The sequence below is a fragment of the Acinetobacter sp. Gutcm_16 genome (genome assembly GCF_028649355.1).
Classification (GTDB): Bacteria; Pseudomonadota; Gammaproteobacteria; order Pseudomonadales; family Moraxellaceae; genus Acinetobacter; species Acinetobacter johnsonii.
Genome location: NZ_JAQSUV010000029.1, coordinates 133,410 through 151,735 on the forward strand (window position 1 = coordinate 133,410; position 18,326 = coordinate 151,735).

Genomic DNA, 18,326 nt, shown 5'->3' on the forward strand with positions numbered 1-18,326 from the left:
CATATGAAGACTGAACTTTAAAAAGATTGAGGTATAGCGCAATGCAACAACTGAATCCATCCGAGATCAGTGCGCTCATTAAACAGCGTATCGGCGATCTGGACACCAGCGCGACCGCTAAAAACGAAGGGACCATTGTTATGGTTTCCGACGGTATTGTGCGTATTCACGGCCTTGCTGATGCAATGTACGGTGAAATGATCGAATTCGACGGCGGCTTATACGGTATGGCACTGAACCTAGAACAGGATTCAGTGGGCGTCGTTGTTTTAGGTAACTACTTAAGCCTTCAAGAAGGTCAAAAAGCGCGTTGCACAGGTCGTGTATTAGAAGTTCCGGTTGGTCCAGAACTTTTAGGCCGTGTAGTAGATGCTTTGGGTAACCCAATTGATGGTAAAGGCCCAATTGATGCAAAATTAACTGATGCTGTTGAAAAAGTAGCACCAGGCGTAATTTGGCGTCAATCAGTAGATCAACCTGTACAAACTGGTTATAAATCAGTAGATACAATGATCCCTGTAGGCCGTGGTCAGCGTGAGTTGATCATTGGTGACCGTCAAACTGGTAAAACAGCTATGGCGATCGATGCGATCATCGCTCAGAAAAACTCTGGCATTAAATGTGTATACGTAGCTATTGGTCAAAAACAATCGACTATTGCTAACGTTGTGCGCAAGCTAGAAGAAACTGGCGCTATGGCGTATACCACTGTTGTAGCAGCAGCTGCAGCCGATCCAGCAGCAATGTTGTACTTGGCTCCATACTCTGGCTGTACAATGGGTGAATACTTCCGTGACCGCGGTGAAGATGCACTAATCATTTATGATGATTTGTCTAAGCAAGCTGTTGCTTACCGTCAAATTTCATTGTTATTACGTCGTCCACCAGGTCGTGAAGCGTATCCAGGTGACGTATTCTATCTTCACTCTCGTCTTCTTGAGCGTGCTTCGCGCGTTTCTGCTGACTACGTTGAGAAATTCACGAATGGTGAAGTTAAAGGCCAAACTGGTTCATTAACTGCATTACCAATCATTGAAACTCAAGCGGGTGACGTATCTGCATTCGTACCAACGAACGTAATTTCGATCACTGACGGTCAGATCTTCCTTGAAACATCATTATTCAACGCAGGTATTCGTCCTGCTGTGAACGCGGGTATCTCTGTATCTCGTGTTGGTGGTTCAGCGCAGACTAAGATCATCAAAAAATTGTCTGGTGGTATCCGTACTGCTTTGGCGCAATACCGTGAATTGGCAGCGTTTGCTCAGTTTGCTTCTGACCTTGATGAAGCAACGCGTAAGCAACTTGAACATGGTCAACGTGTAACTGAATTAATGAAGCAAAAACAATATGCTCCATATTCAATTGCTGACCAAGCTGTTTCAATTTATGCATCTAACGAAGGCTACATGGCTGACGTTGAAGTGAAGAAAATCGTAGACTTTGATGCTGCGTTAATCTCTTACTTCCGTTCAGAAAATGCTGCGTTAATGCAAAACATCGATGAAACTGGTGATTACAACAAAGACATCGAAGCTGCAATCAAAGCAGGTATTGAAAGCTTTAAAGCGACTCAAACTTACTAATTTCAACTTCAGTTGGATTTAGTTTTGGTTTGGTTCACGGATCAACCTTCGAGGGCTCGAAAGGGCCTTCGAATACTAGGTTAAGCGTATGGCAAATTTAAAAGAAATTCGCGCCAAAGTAGCTAGTATCAAAAGCACGCAGAAAATTACTCGCGCGATGCAGATGGTAGCAGCTTCTAAGATGCGTCGTGCGCAAGAGCGCATGGCTCAAGGCCGTCCGTATGCCGAAAATATGCACCGTGTAATTGCTCACTTGGTTCAAGCGAATCCTGAATACAAACACCGTTATATGGTTGAACGCCCGGTTAAGCGCGTTGGCTATATCATTGTGTCTTCAGATCGTGGCCTTGCTGGTGGTTTGAACATTAACTTGTTCAAAAAAGTGGTTAAACACGTACAACAGCAACAAGAGCAGTCAATTGAAGTTCAATTTGCTTTAATTGGTCAAAAAGCGGTTTCGTTTTTTAAAAACTACGGCGGTAAAGTGCTGGGTGCTACGACAAATGTCGGTGATACACCAAGCCTTGAACAGTTATCTGGTTCTGTACAGGTGATGTTAGACGCATTTGATAAAGGCGAGTTAGATCGTATTTATCTTGTGTCAAACGGCTTTGTCAATGCCATGACTCAAAATCAAAAAATCGAACAACTTGTTCCTTTAGCAACTGCTGAAGAAAACAAGACTCTTAACCGTCAATACGGTTGGGATTATATCTATGAGCCTGAGGCTGAAGAGCTTTTAAATGGCTTATTGGTTCGTTACATCGAGTCTGTGGTATATCAAGGCGTGATCGAAAACATCGCGTGTGAGCAGTCAGCTCGTATGGTTGCAATGAAAGCTGCAACGGACAACGCAGGTGATTTGATCAAGAGCCTACAACTTATTTATAACAAGCTGCGTCAAGCCGCGATTACTCAGGAAATTTCTGAGATCGTTGGTGGTGCCGCTGCCGTTTAACATTATTTTGAATTGAGGAGACAGCAATGAGTAGCGGTCGTATCATTCAGATCATCGGCGCGGTTATCGACGTCGAGTTTGAACGTAACAGCGTTCCTAAGATCTATGACGCTCTCCACGTTGATGGCACTGAAACTACATTAGAAGTTCAGCAACAACTTGGTGATGGCGTAGTTCGTACTATTGCAATGGGTTCTACTGAAGGCCTTAAGCGTGGTTTGAACGTAACGAATACTAACGCTCCAATCTCTGTACCAGTGGGTACAGCGACTTTGGGTCGTATCATGGACGTTCTTGGTCGCCCAATCGACGAAGCTGGTCCAGTTGCGACTGAAGCGCGTTTGCCAATTCACCGTCAAGCACCTTCTTATGCTGAACAAGCAGCTTCTACTGACCTTTTAGAAACTGGTATTAAAGTCATCGACTTACTATGCCCGTTCGCTAAAGGTGGTAAAGTTGGTCTGTTCGGTGGTGCCGGTGTTGGTAAAACTGTAAACATGATGGAGTTGATCAACAACATCGCTAAAGCGCACTCAGGTTTATCTGTGTTTGCTGGTGTTGGTGAGCGTACTCGTGAAGGTAACGACTTCTATCACGAGATGAAAGACTCAAACGTTCTAGACAAAGTAGCAATGGTCTACGGTCAGATGAACGAGCCACCGGGTAACCGTTTACGTGTAGCGTTGACTGGTTTGACGATGGCTGAGTACTTCCGTGACGAGAAAGACGAAAATGGCAAAGGCCGTGACGTACTATTGTTCGTAGACAACATCTACCGTTATACACTAGCAGGTACTGAAGTATCAGCACTTCTAGGTCGTATGCCATCTGCAGTAGGTTACCAACCGACACTTGCAGAAGAGATGGGTGTTCTTCAAGAACGTATTACATCGACTAAGTCTGGTTCGATTACGTCAATCCAAGCGGTATACGTACCTGCCGATGACTTAACAGATCCATCGCCTGCAACTACGTTTGCTCACTTAGATGCAACTGTAGTATTGAGCCGTGACATCGCATCTTCTGGTATTTACCCAGCGATCGATCCACTTGACTCAACTTCACGTCAGTTAGATCCACTAGTAGTGGGTGCTGAGCATTACGAGATCGCTCGTTCAGTTCAAAACGTTCTTCAACGTTATAAAGAATTGAAAGACATCATCGCGATTCTTGGTATGGACGAACTTGCAGAAGAAGATAAGTTGACTGTTTACCGTGCGCGTAAAATCCAACGTTTCTTCTCTCAACCGTTCCACGTAGCTGAAGTGTTTACTGGTGCTCCTGGTAAACTTGTACCGCTTAAAGAAACGATTCGTGGCTTTAAAGGTCTTTTAGCTGGTGAATATGACCACATTCCAGAACAAGCGTTCTATATGGTTGGTGGTATTGACGAAGTAATTGCTAAAGCTGAGAAACTTTAATTAGTTACCTAATTTAGGAGATTCTCATGTCGACTATGCAGTGTGATGTTGTAAGTGTCCAAGAGTCTTTGTACTCTGGCACTGTAACGATGCTAATTGCTAAAGGTGCTGGTGGTGAATTGGGTATTATGCCTGGTCACGCGCCACTAGTAACTTTACTCAAGCCGGGTACAATCCGTGTTCTGCTTGAAAACGGTACAGAAGAGTTAATCTATGTATCTGGTGGTGTTTTAGAAGTTCAACCGCATGTTGTTACGGTTCTTGCAGATACTGCAGTCCGTGCAGAAAACTTAGATGAAGCAGCAATTCTTGAAGCGCGTAAACACGCTGAACAATTGCTTGCAAATCAAAAGAGCGACTTGGACTCTGCTGCTGCTTTGGCTGCTCTTGCAGAAACTGCTGCTCAGTTGGAAACCATCCGCAAAATCAAAAACCGCGCTCAATAAGAGACGGTTTGAGATTAAAAAAAGCCACCGAAAGGTGGCTTTTTTTATGCTATAAACAATTAAAAATAAAAGGAAGATAAAGTGGCTATATTTTTAAGAATTTTTTTACTTATTAGTTTTTTAGCTTATTTAGTTTGTTTTATTTGGGGATTACATTCTTCAGAAAAAGAATATAAAGAAATATTTATTAATATGTTAACCAGTGCTGCGGGGCTAAGTATAATTGTTGCTTTTTTAGCTCTATGGTTAACATTAGAAAATTTTCTAAGAAAGACAAGTTTGAATATTTCTGGGAAATTAGAATTTTATAACTATAAAGCTCAAAAGAGTGGTTACTCATATGATACATCTTTATCCAGTTTCCAACTTAATAACTATAAGGATAAAACTGTAGTAATTTACAGAGCTTATTTATCTCTAAGAAATGGACTTTATATACAGATATTGGATGCTAGTAAAAATCCTATTTTACTAAAAGCATATGATAAACATTTAGAAAAACTAGATATGTTATTTTATTACAAACTGAATAATGAATTTAAAGTTATACAAGATTCGGATATTTCTAAAGCTAAATTGTATTTAGATACAAATGAAGGAAAGTATAAAGTTAGAAATGGTCGAAAAGCTTGGATTCCTGCTAATAATAAAACTCTATTTCCTATATCTGTAGAGCAAAATCATAATCTCAATGTTAAGTTTTGTTTTTATGATCCAGTAAAGGTATCTATGGGTAATCCAACTGTGTATCAAATTGAGTATGGCCAAAAAACTATAGATGTAAGTGGAAAGACTATAGATGTAAGTAATATTAGTAGCGTAGATGATTTAAAAGCTTTATTAAATAAAGAGAGTCCTCCTATAGCACAAGGCTATTATGTATGGGATCCAATTAAAAAACTGCATGAGCAATATCCAGATTGGGTTAATGCAAAGAAAATAAATTTTAAGAATTTTTTGATTGAAGCCATTAGAACTTGTCTAACAAAGTTCAGGAAATAGTAGAAATCCTAAACATTTAATTCCCTACATTACTGACCTTTAAAATTTCATCAAAACCTTTATCTAGCTTTGTATTTGTAGTTTTCTAAAAGAGGCTAACACAACCACTTTGAGAATATTAGACTTGATCAAAGGTCATCTAAAGTTGCATATCTTTTATTCAACAGAAGTTATATTTTGAAAGCTTCTCTGTAAGTGAAGATGAAGATGAACCTGATTGCACATGAATCCCACTTTTGGGAACTTTACCAAGATTTTGAGCATTATTATCTGAGTATCGCAGTCGATATGAGTTCAGTGGTGTCGTGTTGGGACTTGGTACTGACTTCAGAAGAAATATTACAATATGAACATCGGGGTCGCGCGAGTATTCAGGAGCTGACCAAAGTCATGATTGAGGCAGCTTATAAGGGTGATTTTTCAATGATGGAAGCACGTTTAGCCAAGCCATATGAGCGTCACGCCATGCAAAAGGCTTTTAAAGAATGGTTAGCACAGAGCAAAACTCAGGAACAGTCTTCGTTTTGATGAGCTATGAGCTTAAGGCATTGTTTTAAAATTATTTTAAAAAGCTCTGACGCAATTGGCTGAACATCATGCGGTTAACGGTATCGTGCTGCGTCTCGATCAATTTTTTGATTTGTTCAACCTGAGGCTCATCTTCAGGAATCACAATCTCTGAATCGATTTCGATATCCGAATTGGGCATGGTAGTGGATGGTTGCTTAAGTAAATTTGAAGATGGGTGCTCGGCATGCCAAAGCTGTGTTTCGAGTGACATGATGTACTTATATTCATCGGTATTGGGGTTAAACCGCTTATATAGCCTTAAGTCTTGCATTGCATCTTGACGGCTTCGATCAGGCATATCTGTTTCGATTTCCAGCCATTCAGAGATAACCGGATGAATTTCATGTTGCATCAGTTGGTAATAAAGCCAATCACTGAGCAGGCTATGATCGATGTCAGACAGATATGGGCTGTTGTGTTGCAGTAATTGTTGTAAGTGTTCGAGAACCAAAACTTCTTGCTTTTGTAAGGCATAGCGCGCTTCAGCATCAAATTGTTGGTATTCTTCGGCTGGAATTTCAGTGAAATGTTGCTGTTCGACGAAAGCATCTATAATATGCGTTTGGAATAAGGTATTCCATTGCTCTAGCGCATGAATTTCGAGCTGTTGTAGCTCTTTAAACGCTTTGGTTTGATAGCGGCTGAGCTGCAGGCGCTGAATATTTTGCTGGTTGAACTCAATTTTTTGTTTGATGTATTCAGCATAAGCGCCTTGTTGTTTGGGGCTGACTGGGCTTGCAACATCGACCAAAAGTAACTGCTGCTGTTGTTTGTATTTGAGCCAGTCCTGAATACGTTGAACTTCTTTATGCTCTTTAGAAAAAAACTGTGTTAAGTGTGGCGTGGTTTTTTCAGGCATTAAAAAGTGCATCCCGCCAAAGACGATGATTGCTAAACAGGCGATCACAAGAATGACTTTTTTCATTATAAAAATGTTTTTCTGTGTTTCTTATTTGTACATGGTAGCCTAAAAATGAGAAATAGTTAATGTTTTTTCATTAAAGCTTCAAATCTGTATGGGTGAAATTGAAAATTCACCTTGCCCAAGAATACGAACTTTATACAGTGCATCAAAGCCTTCAGCATAGTGTGGTGGTTCAAATTTTTGAGCGGTGGCTCTGATCCCGACTTCAGGAATGCAGGCTTTGCCTTCACGTAAGTGGTTGCGTTCCAGTGCACTTTTAAGCTCAGTCTCAAAGAAATAGCCAACAATTTCAAAGCCTGCGGCCTGAGCACTGGCAATATAACGCGCCCTATCGGCTGGCGTAGGGTTGGTATTATCAATCACCATTTTGGTTTTTGAGGCCAGTCCTGCTTCAAAAATGAGTTTTTCACGATGCCGTGTTTTCAGCATGTCGAGGTTGATGCGCAAATGGCTATGTGCCAAATTCAACAGATAATAGCTCGATTTTCCCGAAGCTTGGATGCCCATAAAAATAATCAGCTGCATGTGTGAAATCGTGCCTCAATCAAAGTAGGAGAAACGGTTGTAGTCATTTTCTCCTACTCTATTGCTGAAAGCACCACTATTTAAATGTTTTAAGATTGGTTTGTGTTTGAACTATCATTCTCAGCTTGCTGAGGAATCATCATTGAAGCGAGTTTCAACATTTCAGATTGGATCGTGCCCATTTGCTGTTGCATCTTTTTAAAGTCGACTTGGCTGAAATCCACCTGTCCATTTAAAAAAGGCGAAGCTAAAACTTGTTGGTTGGCAGACAGTAGTTTTTCACGGATATCATTGATTTCTTGTGTTTTAAGATTCAGGCCATTCAAGGCATTATTGAAACCTGTGAGCTGTTGCTGCAAAGCTGTCGCGGCGTGTTGCAACTGTTGCTGATCGTGCTGTTCAATTGCGGCCTGCAAGTCACTTTGGGTTTCTTGCAGCTGAGTGACGTATTCACCTGCTTTTAATTGCATATCTGCCACATCACGCACGATATAGAGCATGTTGCCACTTTTCAGTTCAGCTTTTTCAGGGCTTTGTGTATTCGCAGATTGGTTTTGCTCAGAGGACTCAGTCTGGATGTCTTGCTGATTAGACTCTGTTGCTTGCTCACAGCCAATGAGTAGGATGCCTGAACTAAACAGTGCAAAAGGAAGAACTAAGTTTTGTAAAAGCTTTTTCATCATCAAATCAATATTGGGCTATGTGTCTTTTAATATAAGGGCAAAATGTGTAGATAAAATGCTGGGTTTCAAAGTCATAACAAATTTTTTAAAACAAAAAAAAGAGTGCCTGAGCACTCTTCATTTAAAGCAGTTTAACCAGCAATGATTTTAATAATGGAATGATTGCGAATGTCTGTCAGTACATAGTCGCCATTCACTTTAATCCACTGTTGGTTTTTAGCCGGTTTGCTGAGTTTTTTGTATTTTTGGTGATCTACTTTATAGGCATTGCTATGGTAAGGGCTTGGGAGTTTTTGACCTGCTTTCCAGTCTTGAGATGGACGCTTGGCTTTCTTTACAGTGGCTTGGGTTGGCTGTTGATGTCCATTTGATGTCTGCTTTTGCGCATGTCCATGTGACTGAGCTGCTTGATGTTGCTGATGTTGTTCTTGTGGTGCTGCTAGTGCAGGAAGGGCAATCAATGCGGTTGAGATAGATAAAATAGCTGCTTTTATAAATGTATTCATGAGCTTCACTTTTGGTTGTCTTGAGCGGATAGATGCATCATAGAGTGAAGTATTTGATTGATCGTGAATGAAGTGTTGTAAAATCATCAAAATAACGAAGGAATCATGAAGATCGAACCGATTCGAGTGCCATTATTCATTTAAAAAATAAAATATAAGCAGCCGTTAAATCTGACTGCTTATAAACAGCTTTCGGCTTATTTGGCCAATTCAGCATTGATAGCATCGACAATACGCGGATCATTGGCCGTAATGTCTGGTGCAAAACGCGCAACCACTTCGCCATTTTTATTGATTAAGAATTTCTCAAAGTTCCACAGCACTTCAGGTGGTTCGTTCGGTGTTAAACCATAGTCCACCAAGTCTTTCCACCAAGGGCCTTCACCAATGCGTTCAGGCACCGCTTGGGTGAGCGTTTCATATAACGGATGCTTATCATCCCCAGCAACCGAGATTTTTGAAAAAAGCGGGAAATCCACTTGATAGTTTAAAGAGCAGAATTCTTGAATTTCAGCGTCTGAACCCGGTTCTTGTGCCAAGAAATTGTTGGCAGGAAAACCTAGAATCTCTAAACCCTGTGATTTTTTGTCTTGATAGAGTTTTTCTAAACCTTCGTACTGCGGTGTGAGGCCACATTTAGATGCCACATTCACCACCAAGAGAACTTTACCTTGGTATTGGTTTAAGTTGATGTCTTCGCCCTGAATGGATTTGACTGGAATATTATAAATCGAAGTGCTCATTTGCGTGTCCTTATACGATGTGCATTTTATTGTGTTGGAAGCGTTCGACAAAGTCACGCCCATTTGCGGATTGATCGCAACAAAAAAGCAAGCCAAGGCTTGCTTTAAAGGGTAGGGGGGGCATTAAGACGCTGGAGCCGCTTTGACTTTCGCTTCCAAAGCCGTTACGTCAGCAATGATCGATTTCTGCAATTCAGTGGCTTTGTTTTGAAGTTCGGTGATTTTCGCGCTATCTGGCGTTGTTTTTGTACTTTCTTTGGTGAGCTCGACACCCAGATCATTGGCGTCCTGCATTTTTTCACGTAAAGCATCTACTTCAGCACTTTTTAAGGTTAAGGCATCTAATTCATCATTAAATTGCTTCACATAGGTTTCTGTTTTTTCAACCATATTTTTAATTTGAGCGGGATCCTTTTTCTCTAAGGTTGCACTCACTTCTTTTTGAAACGCGGCGGCTTCTTGAGCTTTGGCATTCGATAGCGTTTGTACAGCTAACAAATCGGCTTGAATATCGGCAATATTGTTATTGCTGTGATTAGCAACGATAGTGGTTGCTTCGGTTGAGGTCGCTTCAGATGCAGACGTCGTTTGCTCAACGGCTGGCTCAGTTCCTTTTTTTTCGCACGCAGCCAAAGTAAGTGTGGCCATACAAACTGTGGTTAAAAGTAACTTTTTCATAACGACATCCTTCTATCGGGAAATATGTTTTTGTAGGCCAGAGTCTAAGAGCAATGACCAATCAATTAAAAAATACGTTCGCTAGAACAGCATCAATACGATGCAGAGATCGTTGACATTGTTCTATGGTGTTTTTGTAGAGTGAAGCTGCTGAAATGCATCAATTTATTGAAATGTATAGTTTTATTTTGTCTTAATATTATGTTTTTTATGAATTTTATATTTTAAGATAAATGTATCAATTATGTGTGATACCCAAATGATATTCGAATAAATCATAAAAATGTTTTACCATTCATTTAAATTTTGCAAACAAAAGCTAAACGGGAAAAAGAATGAGTACTACACCACAACGTATGTATTGGGCTTTGAGTCTCCCTATCATTGCCGTACTCATTTGGTCGATCAATATTGTCGTTACGCGTTATGTAGCTGATTTCATTTCGCCAGTCAGTATTAGTTTTTATCGGTGGTTCTTTGCCTTCATTCTTTTAACTCCTTTTGTCGTGCGACCTTTATGTCGGCAGTGGGCATTAATTCGAGCACATTTAGGTCAGTTGGCAGTGCTAAGTGCATTTGGCCTGGTGTTGTATCAGGGTTTAGCCTATACCGCAGCGCATTATACGACTGCAACCAATATGGGGCTGATTAATGCCTTTATTCCGATCTTTACCATTTTTGTTTCACTGCTGATCTTAAAAGATATTCCAAATCGTTTTGCGATGATCGGGAGTATTTTATCTTTTGCAGGTTTGGTTTATATCATTGGGCAGGGCAATCTTGCAGGCCTAGTTCAATCGGGCGGGCATTTAGGTGATGTCCTGATGGTGGTTGCGGTATTCTTCTATGCCTTTTATGGGGTGTTTTTGAAAAAGTGGCAATTGCAAATTCCCTTGATGCTGAGTCTCTATGTGCAGATCTTTTTTGCACTGCTTTACCATTTACCTTTCATTGTCTATTTCGGTCTCGATTCAATCAATAGTCAAAACGCGGCAAGTGTCATGTACGCCAGTATTTTCCCTTCTTTGGTTGCGCCTTTACTGTGGATGTTAGCCATTACCCATTTAGGGCCGAATCGAACCAGTATTTTCATGAACTTGATGCCTGTCTTTACCGCAGTGATTGCCTATGTCTGGTTGAAAGAGGCGTGGACGGTTTATCATACGGTCGGTGGCTTGGTCATTATCTGTGGTATTTTACTGGCACAGCGTAAAACAGTATTAAAAACGCCACCTTTAGCAAACTCGATGGATTGATATTGATTAAAAAACGATCATTTGAGTTGTTTTTTTAATAGAATAATTCATTAATAAGTTAATTTATTAATGCTATTTCAGATAGTTTATGTATTTAATGTATGCAAAAGCTGATTAAAAATAGGTAGATAATTTGAATTATAATTTAATTATCTCCATTAATCAGCGTTTTAACGCTGTTTTTAATATAAAAAATCTATTTGTTTAGAAAAGCAATTTGCTACATAATACGCCCACTGCAAACTTAGGCCAATGTCAAAACGGGTATTAAGTGTTTGCTGATCAGTTTTCAGACCCTCTGGATGTGATTACACATCCTTTTTTATGCTCAGCCATCCCTATATGGCTGAGCTTTTTTTTGTCTATTTTTCAGTAAAAATCCTGAGAAAGAGCATGCTTTTAGGCACGAACCACTGCGCCAGTTTCGGCATCGAGTATGCGACTCGGTTCTTGGCTCAAGCCTAGGTCACCATTCAGATAATCGACCTGTTGGGCAAAGTAGTGGTTGGCATCTTGTAGTGAACGGGCAGGTGGCAATCCAGCGGGGTTGGCACTGGTGGAGACAATAAAGCCTTGAAAAGCATTGCAAAGCGCTACACAAATCGGATGCGTAGTTACCCGTACAGCAACTTTAGGATGATTGCCTTTAATCCATGTCGGAATGAGTTCATTTGCCGGTAGTAACCACGTGGTTGCGCGTTCTGATGGGTTACGATCGCTCCAGCTGTCGATCACTTGCTGACGGATGCGAGGATCTAAATGTTCTAAAAGCGGTTCAACTTGAGCAATTTGCCCAGCCAGTAAAATCACCCCTTTTTCAATCGGGCGCTGCTTAATCTGTAAAATATCTAGAAAGGCCTGTTCGTTATACGGATCACAGCCTAAACCCCATACTGCTTCTGTTGGATATGCTAAAACTTGACCTTGTTTTAAACATTGCGCCGCTTCAGTCACAGAGGTGGTAATCATTACAATTTGTACCTTTTATTGATTCATAAAGGGTTATTGTGAACCTTATTGGCTGGAACGGCAACGCAGATAATTGCCAGCCTGTTGTTGTGCGAGTCCTAAAATCTCCAGTTCCATTAACTGGCTAGTGAGTGTGGCAATATCGATGTTAAGTTTGAAATTAAGTTGATCCATATTTTGTCCAACCCAATCCAGTTGATTATAAAGTTCGAGTAAATCAGATGGGATCTCAATACTAGCACTTGGGGTGGTTTCTTGTGACTGGGATTGGCTATGCCATTGAGTGGGGAGTGCCAAGTCTTCAATGATTTGCTCAGGATGATCGACCAAAATCGCCCCTTCTCGGATCAGTTGATGACAACCTTGATGGTGTTCGCTGTAAATATGACCGGGAATCGCAAAAATGATTTTCCCTTGTTCTGCAGCTCTTTGGGCGGTTCCTAGAGAGCCACTTTTGAGTGCGGCTTCTGCAACCACAACCCCTAAACTCAATGCACTGACGATGCGGTTCCGCCGTGGAAAATTATGCTGTAAAGGCGGTGTATGTGGTAAAAATTCAGTAATAATACAGCCATTATTTTCTAATATTTGCGTACGCAGGGCTTGATGTTGGGAAGGGTAAGTGAGATTTAAGCCTGTGCCCATCACTGCAATGGTACGTTGATATTTTAAGCCGCCCTGATGCGCCGCAGCATCAATGCCTTCAGCTAAACCACTGCAAATATAAAAGCCTTTTTCGGCGAGGTAATAAGCAAAGTCATAAGCCACTTGTTTGCCGTGCGGACTGGGTTTTCGACTGCCGACGATAGCAACTTGAGGTTGGAGTAAACTTTGTGGATTGCCCTGACCAAATAAAATCGGTGGTCGGTCAGCATAGGGCAGCAGCTGCGAGGGATAATGACTGTCAGTATCAAGTAAAATAAAATCACAGCTGGCTTGGACGTCCTGCAGTAAAGTTTGTAATTTGAGTTGGCCAGCAGGCGTTTGGATTTCTGCGACACGTTGTAGATGGCTTTTGTGTAAGCCGAGATTTGGCCAGATCTGAAGATTGGAGGCAGCAACAGCTTTTGTGCTTGTGCCAAAATGCTGCTGTAGTTTTTGAAAGCTCGATAAAGAATGCTGAACTAAATACCACAGGGTGATTGTTGCAATCTGTTCATGTGATAAAGAGTTCAGCATATATACACCTTAAGGCAACGGATTATTCATCCACTACAGAGGGAGAAATTTTCGCGCCCAAGTTCATTGGTAGTTCGCTGTCGAGCACATAAGCATAGCTGACACGGTCAAAGGTTTTAAATACCATGATGTTGCCGATACGCTCCGTTGGAAGGGTCAGTTTTTCATTGGTTTTCGGATCACGAATTTCTTGACCCTTTTGACTAACCGAGAACACATAACCCGATTGAACGCCATCCACTGTGCCACGGTCAATGGTTACAACTGAATGCTTCGCAGCTAGACCAATCGAACCTTGAACACGAATCACTTGTCCACCCCCAGTCACATCTTGTGCATGTGTTGGGTAGAACAAGGTTGGAAGCATGGCGTCGTATTCAGGCAGTACGCGATAACCACGACGTACTTCAGAATTATACGAATCTGTGATTTCTAAAGTGGACATGTCATTTTCACCACGAATGGCAATGGCTGAAGCAACCTGAGTCAATTCTAGGCCTAGATTTTGTTTTTTGCCCTCTGCATCCGTCACAATGTACGGTTCGCCTTCACGGTAAATCGCGTAGCGTTGACCGACTTCAATGCCTTGGCCACGTGCATAAACGGTTTGCCCTTTACCTGCAATCACACGCTGATCGGCAGCACCAACGATATACGGTGTACCTTCCAAAGATTCCTCTGAAAGAATAGTGCTGTGTTCAAGCCAGTTTTTAATGTATTCCAGTGGAATGACAGGAATGGCATTGTTTAAAGACTCAACGCGTGCTTGAGGTTGAAGTTTAGTGCCGCCTGTATAACGACGAATAATCCCTTCACAGCCATCGCCTTCGTCTTTACCAATAATTGGACGGCCTTCATGAGTACACATCAGTAAGCGGTCACCTGGAAAAATCCAATGCGGATTTTTGACGTGTCTATTGCTGGCCCAAATTTCAGGCCAACGCACAGGATTATTTAGGAAACGTTTAGAAATATCCCACAGGGTATCGCCTTTTTTCACCACATAAACATTCGGTGAATTGGCTTTTAAAGCAGGTGGATTGTAATTTCGTGTAGGCGCCGCTTGAGCTGTTGAAATGACGCCTGCGCCAACACTTACGCAAACCGCAAGTGCTAACATGTGTTGCTTAAACCCCAAGGCACTAAAAGATGGCATGCCCATAAAAACCTTTTTCATTATCATAATTCCTAAAATTATGTATGTAGTTGCGTTATAATAACGATATTACACACATTTTTTTGATCAAGCATTCCCTTCATTTGGTTTTTTGATCAATGGCATAATTGAGGACGCAGTATGGCCTTATTACCTATTTTAAGTTTTCCTGATCCCCGTCTTCGCACCATTGCAGAACCCGTCGAAGAAGTTACTGATGAAATTCGTCAGCTGGCTGCAGATATGTTTGAAACCATGTATGAAGCGCCAGGCATTGGACTTGCCGCGACACAAGTTGATCGCCATATTCAGTTGATTGTCATGGACTTATCTGAACATAAAGATCAACCTTTGGTATTCATTAACCCCAAAGTTACCCCATTGACTGAAGAAACGCAGCCCTATGAAGAAGGCTGCCTATCAGTTCCCCAAATATACGACAAAGTTGAGCGCCCGTCACGCGTAAAGATCGAAGCAATTAACCTTGAAGGTCAAGCATTTGAGATCGAAGCTGACGAACTTCTCGCTGTTTGCATTCAACATGAAATGGATCACTTAAATGGCAAATTGTTCGTCGACTATTTGTCACCACTGAAGCGTCAACGTGCACGTGAAAAAGTAGAAAAATTGACTCGTCAGCGCCAAAAAGACAAAGTAGCTGTAAAACGCGGTTAAGTTTTTTTTGCTTAAAAATCATCTTTAAAGTGAGCCCAATTTCGATTGGGCTTTGTTATACTGGCCGCGTTCTCAATTCGGATGGAATGGATTGTTTTTTAGAGCTGCGTTGCTACTGTCTTGTGTAGCCGTGTTTTTACAGATTGCTGTTTTTTTACAGCCTTTACTACCGACGCAATATCAAATTGCGCCGGTCTGTGAAACCATTTCGCGTGCGCTTTTACTCAAACCAGTTGAACATCTCAGTTCTCATGCTGAAAAGCATTCCACACATCAGCATGAAATGCAGGCTCAGCATGAACTCGGTTCACAATCTGCCGAACACAATCATCATGATGCAAGTCATCAATGCCAATACTGTACGGTATATGGCAATCTCGTGCTGCCGCCTGATTTAGAGTTGAAAGCGGTACTTGACCGTATTCAAGTCCGTTTAATTGCATTCCAAAAAGCCTTTGCGCATGTTTGGTTTGCACTGCAACAACTCTTTTTACTACCTCAAGGGCGAGCACCGCCACTGTTTGTATAAACCTAGACATATATTTTTCGGGTCTTAACGGACTCTAGCCTAGTTGTATTTATAGATTCAGTGAGAATAAAAATGGCTCAGCCTACATTCTTTTTACAGCCTCTTGCGGCTGCGATTTCTCTTGCTTGTTTTTCAAGCGTAGTCTTTGCCGCTGAAGCAGACAGTGCGCACATGTTAGCACCTATCGTGGTGACGGCTCACCAGGGCAATGATGCCCATGGTCTGATTGTACATGCCGACCCTAAACAACCCACTCAGCCGATTCCTGCGGTTGATGGTGCAGCTTACCTACAAAGTATTGTGGGTTTTAACCAAATTAAAAATGGTGGCGCGAATGGTGATGTCACCTTCCGCGGTATGTTTGGCTCGCGTATTAAAATTCTCACAGATGGTACGGAAAATTTAGGCGCATGCCCAAGCCGTATGGATAATCCTACTTCTTATGTTTCTCCTGAAAGCTACGACAAAATTACGGTCGTAAAAGGACCACAAACTGTTCAGTATGCGCATACGGGTTCAGCCGCAACTGTTATTTTTGAACGTGAACCTGAACAGCTCACTTCGGCGAAACCTTATCGCGGACAAGCCAGTGTCATGCTTGGTTCTTATGGTCGTTTGGATCAGAATGTTGAAGCCGCTGTTGGTGATGAAACGAAATACGCACGTTTAAATGCCAATCGTTCAATTGCAGATAGCTATCAAGATGGAGCGGGCAATACGGTTCCGTCCGATTGGGAAAAGTGGAATGCAGATCTCGCGCTGGGTTGGACTCCGAATGAGGACACATGGGTGGAGCTGAAAGGTGGGAAGAGTGATGGTGAGGCAGTCTATGCTGGACGTAGCATGGATGGCTCTAAGTTTGCTCGTGAAAGTCTAGGTTTACATGTTGAAAAGAAAAACATTGGCGAGGTGATCAAGAAAGTCGAAGCACAAGTTGACTATAGCTATAACGATCATGTCATGGATAATTTTCGCTTAAGAACGCCACCGACAACGACCATGACGATGCATGGTATGCAGATGACAGTGCCGAATAAGATGGAAATGGAAGTAACGCGTCGTACTTTGAATGCGCGTGCTGCAATGACTTCTGAATGGGACAAAGTCAGTCTGATGACAGGAATAGACTCGCAGCGCAATAAGCATGGCGGCAATATGATTATGTATGCTATGCCGAGTATGAATTCTCCCTTTAAAACCAATATGGAATTTGAGTCTTATGGGGCTTTCGGTGAACTGAGTTATGCATTCAATGATCAGCATAAACTGGTGACAGGTGCACGCGTCGATCAAGCGAAGATCGATAACTTAGCCACTGATATAGAGCGCAAAGAAACCTTGCCAAGTGGTTTTATTCGAATTGAAAGTGAACTTGCGGAACATGTTAAAACTTACGCAGGATTAGGTTATGTAGAGCGTGTGCCTGATTATTGGGAATTGTTTAGTACCAAATACCATCAAAGTACAGGTACGACCTTTGCCAATTTAGAGAATGAAAAAACCGCGCAGTTTGATGCAGGTTATCAATATGAACAGGGTGCATTTAAATCATGGGCTTCAGTTTATGCAGGTTTGATTCAAGACTATATATTAGTGGCATATACCCCAACAGGTTCAATGGGCAAGTTGGAAGCCAAAAGCCGAAATGTCGATGCAACCATAGCAGGTGCTGAAGCAGGTGTGGCATACCAGTTTACTGATCAAATTCAAGCGGACATCAGTGCCATGTATGCATGGGGTGAAAATACGACGGATCACACCGCTTTACCGCAAATTGCACCATTAGAAGGGCGTTTCAATCTACGCTATGTGCAAGAGAAATATAATCTCGGTTTGTTATGGCGTGTGGTGGCAGCACAAGATCGTACCAGCTATCGAGAAGGCAATATCATTGGATACGATTTAGAAGACAGTAAAGGTTTTGGAACTCTGTCTTTAAATGGGACTTATAATATCCAAAAAGATCTAGACCTTTCAGTCGGAATAGATAATGTGCTGAATAAAAACTATGCCGAGCATTTGAATAAACTTGGAAGTTCAGGTTTTGGTTATGCTGCAACCGAGCAATTCAATAATATTGGACGTAATTATTGGGCGCGTATCAGTATGAAGTTCTAAATATATTGTGATGATCGGAAACAGCCATTCTAGAAATAGAATGGCTGTTCTTGGTTCTAAGATATAAATTGACGGAGAAAACAGCATTGTGAGTGGATATTCACCATAAAAAGTAGAAAGAAACAGCGATTTAAATAGAATATTTAAATATTATTTCGATTTATTTTTATTTAAATAAATAAAAACAATGTGTTGAGTTTAATTTGTGCGAGTGTGATGGTGTGATTTATGGCGCTAGCTAGGAAGTGGATAAATTTATTAAAAAATATTTAATATAAATAACAAATACTTATTGTTTTATGAGTTTGAAAAATAAACATGCAGAAATATTTATTGGGAAAAGGTGTTGCAAGGGATTAGAAATGCTGTAGAATGCACATCCATCGGCGGTGATGTTGATT

19 protein-coding genes are annotated in these 18,326 nt (G+C 41.4%); 10 read left to right on the forward strand and 9 right to left on the reverse strand.

Going from position 1 to position 18,326, the window contains the following annotated elements; genetic code table 11:
* Window positions 1-41: 41 nt before the first annotated feature.
* From atpA to PTT44_RS07790, 6 genes are all read left to right on the forward strand, one after another.
* Window positions 42-1,586, forward strand: coding sequence for a F0F1 ATP synthase subunit alpha (atpA, locus tag PTT44_RS07765; RefSeq protein ID WP_004684423.1), 1,545 nt, complete (start codon window positions 42-44; stop codon window positions 1,584-1,586).
* Between the two features lie 88 nt (window positions 1,587-1,674).
* On the forward strand, window positions 1,675-2,544 hold the full coding sequence (gene atpG, locus PTT44_RS07770; RefSeq protein WP_004984038.1) for a F0F1 ATP synthase subunit gamma: 870 nt from the start codon (window positions 1,675-1,677) through the stop codon (window positions 2,542-2,544).
* A gap of 26 nt (window positions 2,545-2,570) precedes the next feature.
* The gene (gene atpD, locus PTT44_RS07775) at window positions 2,571-3,965 is read left to right on the forward strand and encodes a F0F1 ATP synthase subunit beta (protein WP_004684425.1); all 1,395 of its coding nucleotides are present in this window, start codon (window positions 2,571-2,573) and stop codon (window positions 3,963-3,965) included.
* Window positions 3,966-3,991: 26 nt separating this feature from the next.
* The gene (locus tag PTT44_RS07780) at window positions 3,992-4,411 is read left to right on the forward strand and encodes a F0F1 ATP synthase subunit epsilon (RefSeq protein WP_058868679.1); all 420 of its coding nucleotides are present in this window, start codon (window positions 3,992-3,994) and stop codon (window positions 4,409-4,411) included.
* 81 nt (window positions 4,412-4,492) lie between these two features.
* Window positions 4,493-5,413, forward strand: coding sequence for a hypothetical protein (locus PTT44_RS07785; RefSeq protein ID WP_168159509.1), 921 nt, complete (start codon window positions 4,493-4,495; stop codon window positions 5,411-5,413).
* Between the two features lie 207 nt (window positions 5,414-5,620).
* The gene (locus tag PTT44_RS07790; protein ID WP_168159508.1) at window positions 5,621-5,941 is read left to right on the forward strand and encodes a hypothetical protein; all 321 of its coding nucleotides are present in this window, start codon (window positions 5,621-5,623) and stop codon (window positions 5,939-5,941) included.
* A 31-nt stretch (window positions 5,942-5,972) separates the two neighbouring features.
* On the opposite strand, the gene PTT44_RS07795 is transcribed toward PTT44_RS07790, so the two are convergent.
* From PTT44_RS07795 to PTT44_RS07820, 6 genes are all read right to left on the reverse strand, one after another.
* A complete protein-coding gene (locus tag PTT44_RS07795; RefSeq protein WP_168159507.1) occupies window positions 5,973-6,908 on the reverse strand; it encodes a hypothetical protein in 936 nt (311 codons plus the stop codon).
* Between the two features lie 81 nt (window positions 6,909-6,989).
* Entirely contained in the window at window positions 6,990-7,433 is a 444-nt protein-coding gene (locus PTT44_RS07800) for an AAA family ATPase (protein ID WP_168159506.1), read from the reverse strand.
* 89 nt (window positions 7,434-7,522) lie between these two features.
* Window positions 7,523-8,113 carry a hypothetical protein gene (locus PTT44_RS07805; protein WP_168159505.1) on the reverse strand — a complete coding sequence of 197 codons (591 nt, stop codon included), beginning with the start codon at window positions 8,111-8,113 and terminating at the stop codon, window positions 7,523-7,525.
* A 134-nt stretch (window positions 8,114-8,247) separates the two neighbouring features.
* On the reverse strand, window positions 8,248-8,622 hold the full coding sequence (locus PTT44_RS07810) for an RcnB family protein (RefSeq protein WP_168159504.1): 375 nt from the start codon (window positions 8,620-8,622) through the stop codon (window positions 8,248-8,250).
* Window positions 8,623-8,819: 197 nt separating this feature from the next.
* A complete protein-coding gene (locus PTT44_RS07815) occupies window positions 8,820-9,365 on the reverse strand; it encodes a glutathione peroxidase (RefSeq protein ID WP_004984048.1) in 546 nt (181 codons plus the stop codon).
* A 123-nt stretch (window positions 9,366-9,488) separates the two neighbouring features.
* Entirely contained in the window at window positions 9,489-10,043 is a 555-nt protein-coding gene (locus PTT44_RS07820; RefSeq protein ID WP_087013940.1) for a hypothetical protein, read from the reverse strand.
* A 335-nt stretch (window positions 10,044-10,378) separates the two neighbouring features.
* Between PTT44_RS07820 and PTT44_RS07825 the strand changes: the two genes are divergently transcribed.
* On the forward strand, window positions 10,379-11,299 hold the full coding sequence (locus PTT44_RS07825; RefSeq protein ID WP_168159503.1) for a DMT family transporter: 921 nt from the start codon (window positions 10,379-10,381) through the stop codon (window positions 11,297-11,299).
* Between the two features lie 399 nt (window positions 11,300-11,698).
* Here the strand turns inward: PTT44_RS07825 and PTT44_RS07830 are convergent, their stop codons facing one another.
* From PTT44_RS07830 to PTT44_RS07840, 3 genes are read right to left on the reverse strand one after another with little or no spacing between them, the layout of a single operon-like run.
* Entirely contained in the window at window positions 11,699-12,268 is a 570-nt protein-coding gene (locus PTT44_RS07830) for an L-threonylcarbamoyladenylate synthase (protein WP_168159502.1), read from the reverse strand.
* Between the two features lie 45 nt (window positions 12,269-12,313).
* Window positions 12,314-13,447, reverse strand: a complete 1,134-nt coding sequence (gene dprA, locus PTT44_RS07835) for a DNA-processing protein DprA (protein WP_168159501.1) — start codon at window positions 13,445-13,447, stop codon at window positions 12,314-12,316.
* A 22-nt stretch (window positions 13,448-13,469) separates the two neighbouring features.
* The gene (locus PTT44_RS07840) at window positions 13,470-14,624 is read right to left on the reverse strand and encodes a LysM peptidoglycan-binding domain-containing protein (protein WP_273795605.1); all 1,155 of its coding nucleotides are present in this window, start codon (window positions 14,622-14,624) and stop codon (window positions 13,470-13,472) included.
* A 120-nt stretch (window positions 14,625-14,744) separates the two neighbouring features.
* Between PTT44_RS07840 and def the strand changes: the two genes are divergently transcribed.
* The 3 genes from def (at window position 14,745) to PTT44_RS07855 (ending at window position 17,925) form a co-directional block, all read left to right on the forward strand.
* Window positions 14,745-15,278 carry a peptide deformylase gene (gene def / locus PTT44_RS07845; protein WP_004684452.1) on the forward strand — a complete coding sequence of 178 codons (534 nt, stop codon included), beginning with the start codon at window positions 14,745-14,747 and terminating at the stop codon, window positions 15,276-15,278.
* Window positions 15,279-15,369: 91 nt separating this feature from the next.
* On the forward strand, window positions 15,370-15,807 hold the full coding sequence (locus PTT44_RS07850) for a DUF2946 family protein (RefSeq protein WP_168159499.1): 438 nt from the start codon (window positions 15,370-15,372) through the stop codon (window positions 15,805-15,807).
* Window positions 15,808-15,879: 72 nt separating this feature from the next.
* Window positions 15,880-17,925, forward strand: coding sequence for a TonB-dependent copper receptor (locus PTT44_RS07855; protein ID WP_168159498.1), 2,046 nt, complete (start codon window positions 15,880-15,882; stop codon window positions 17,923-17,925).
* The last annotated feature ends 401 nt before the right edge of the window (window positions 17,926-18,326 follow it).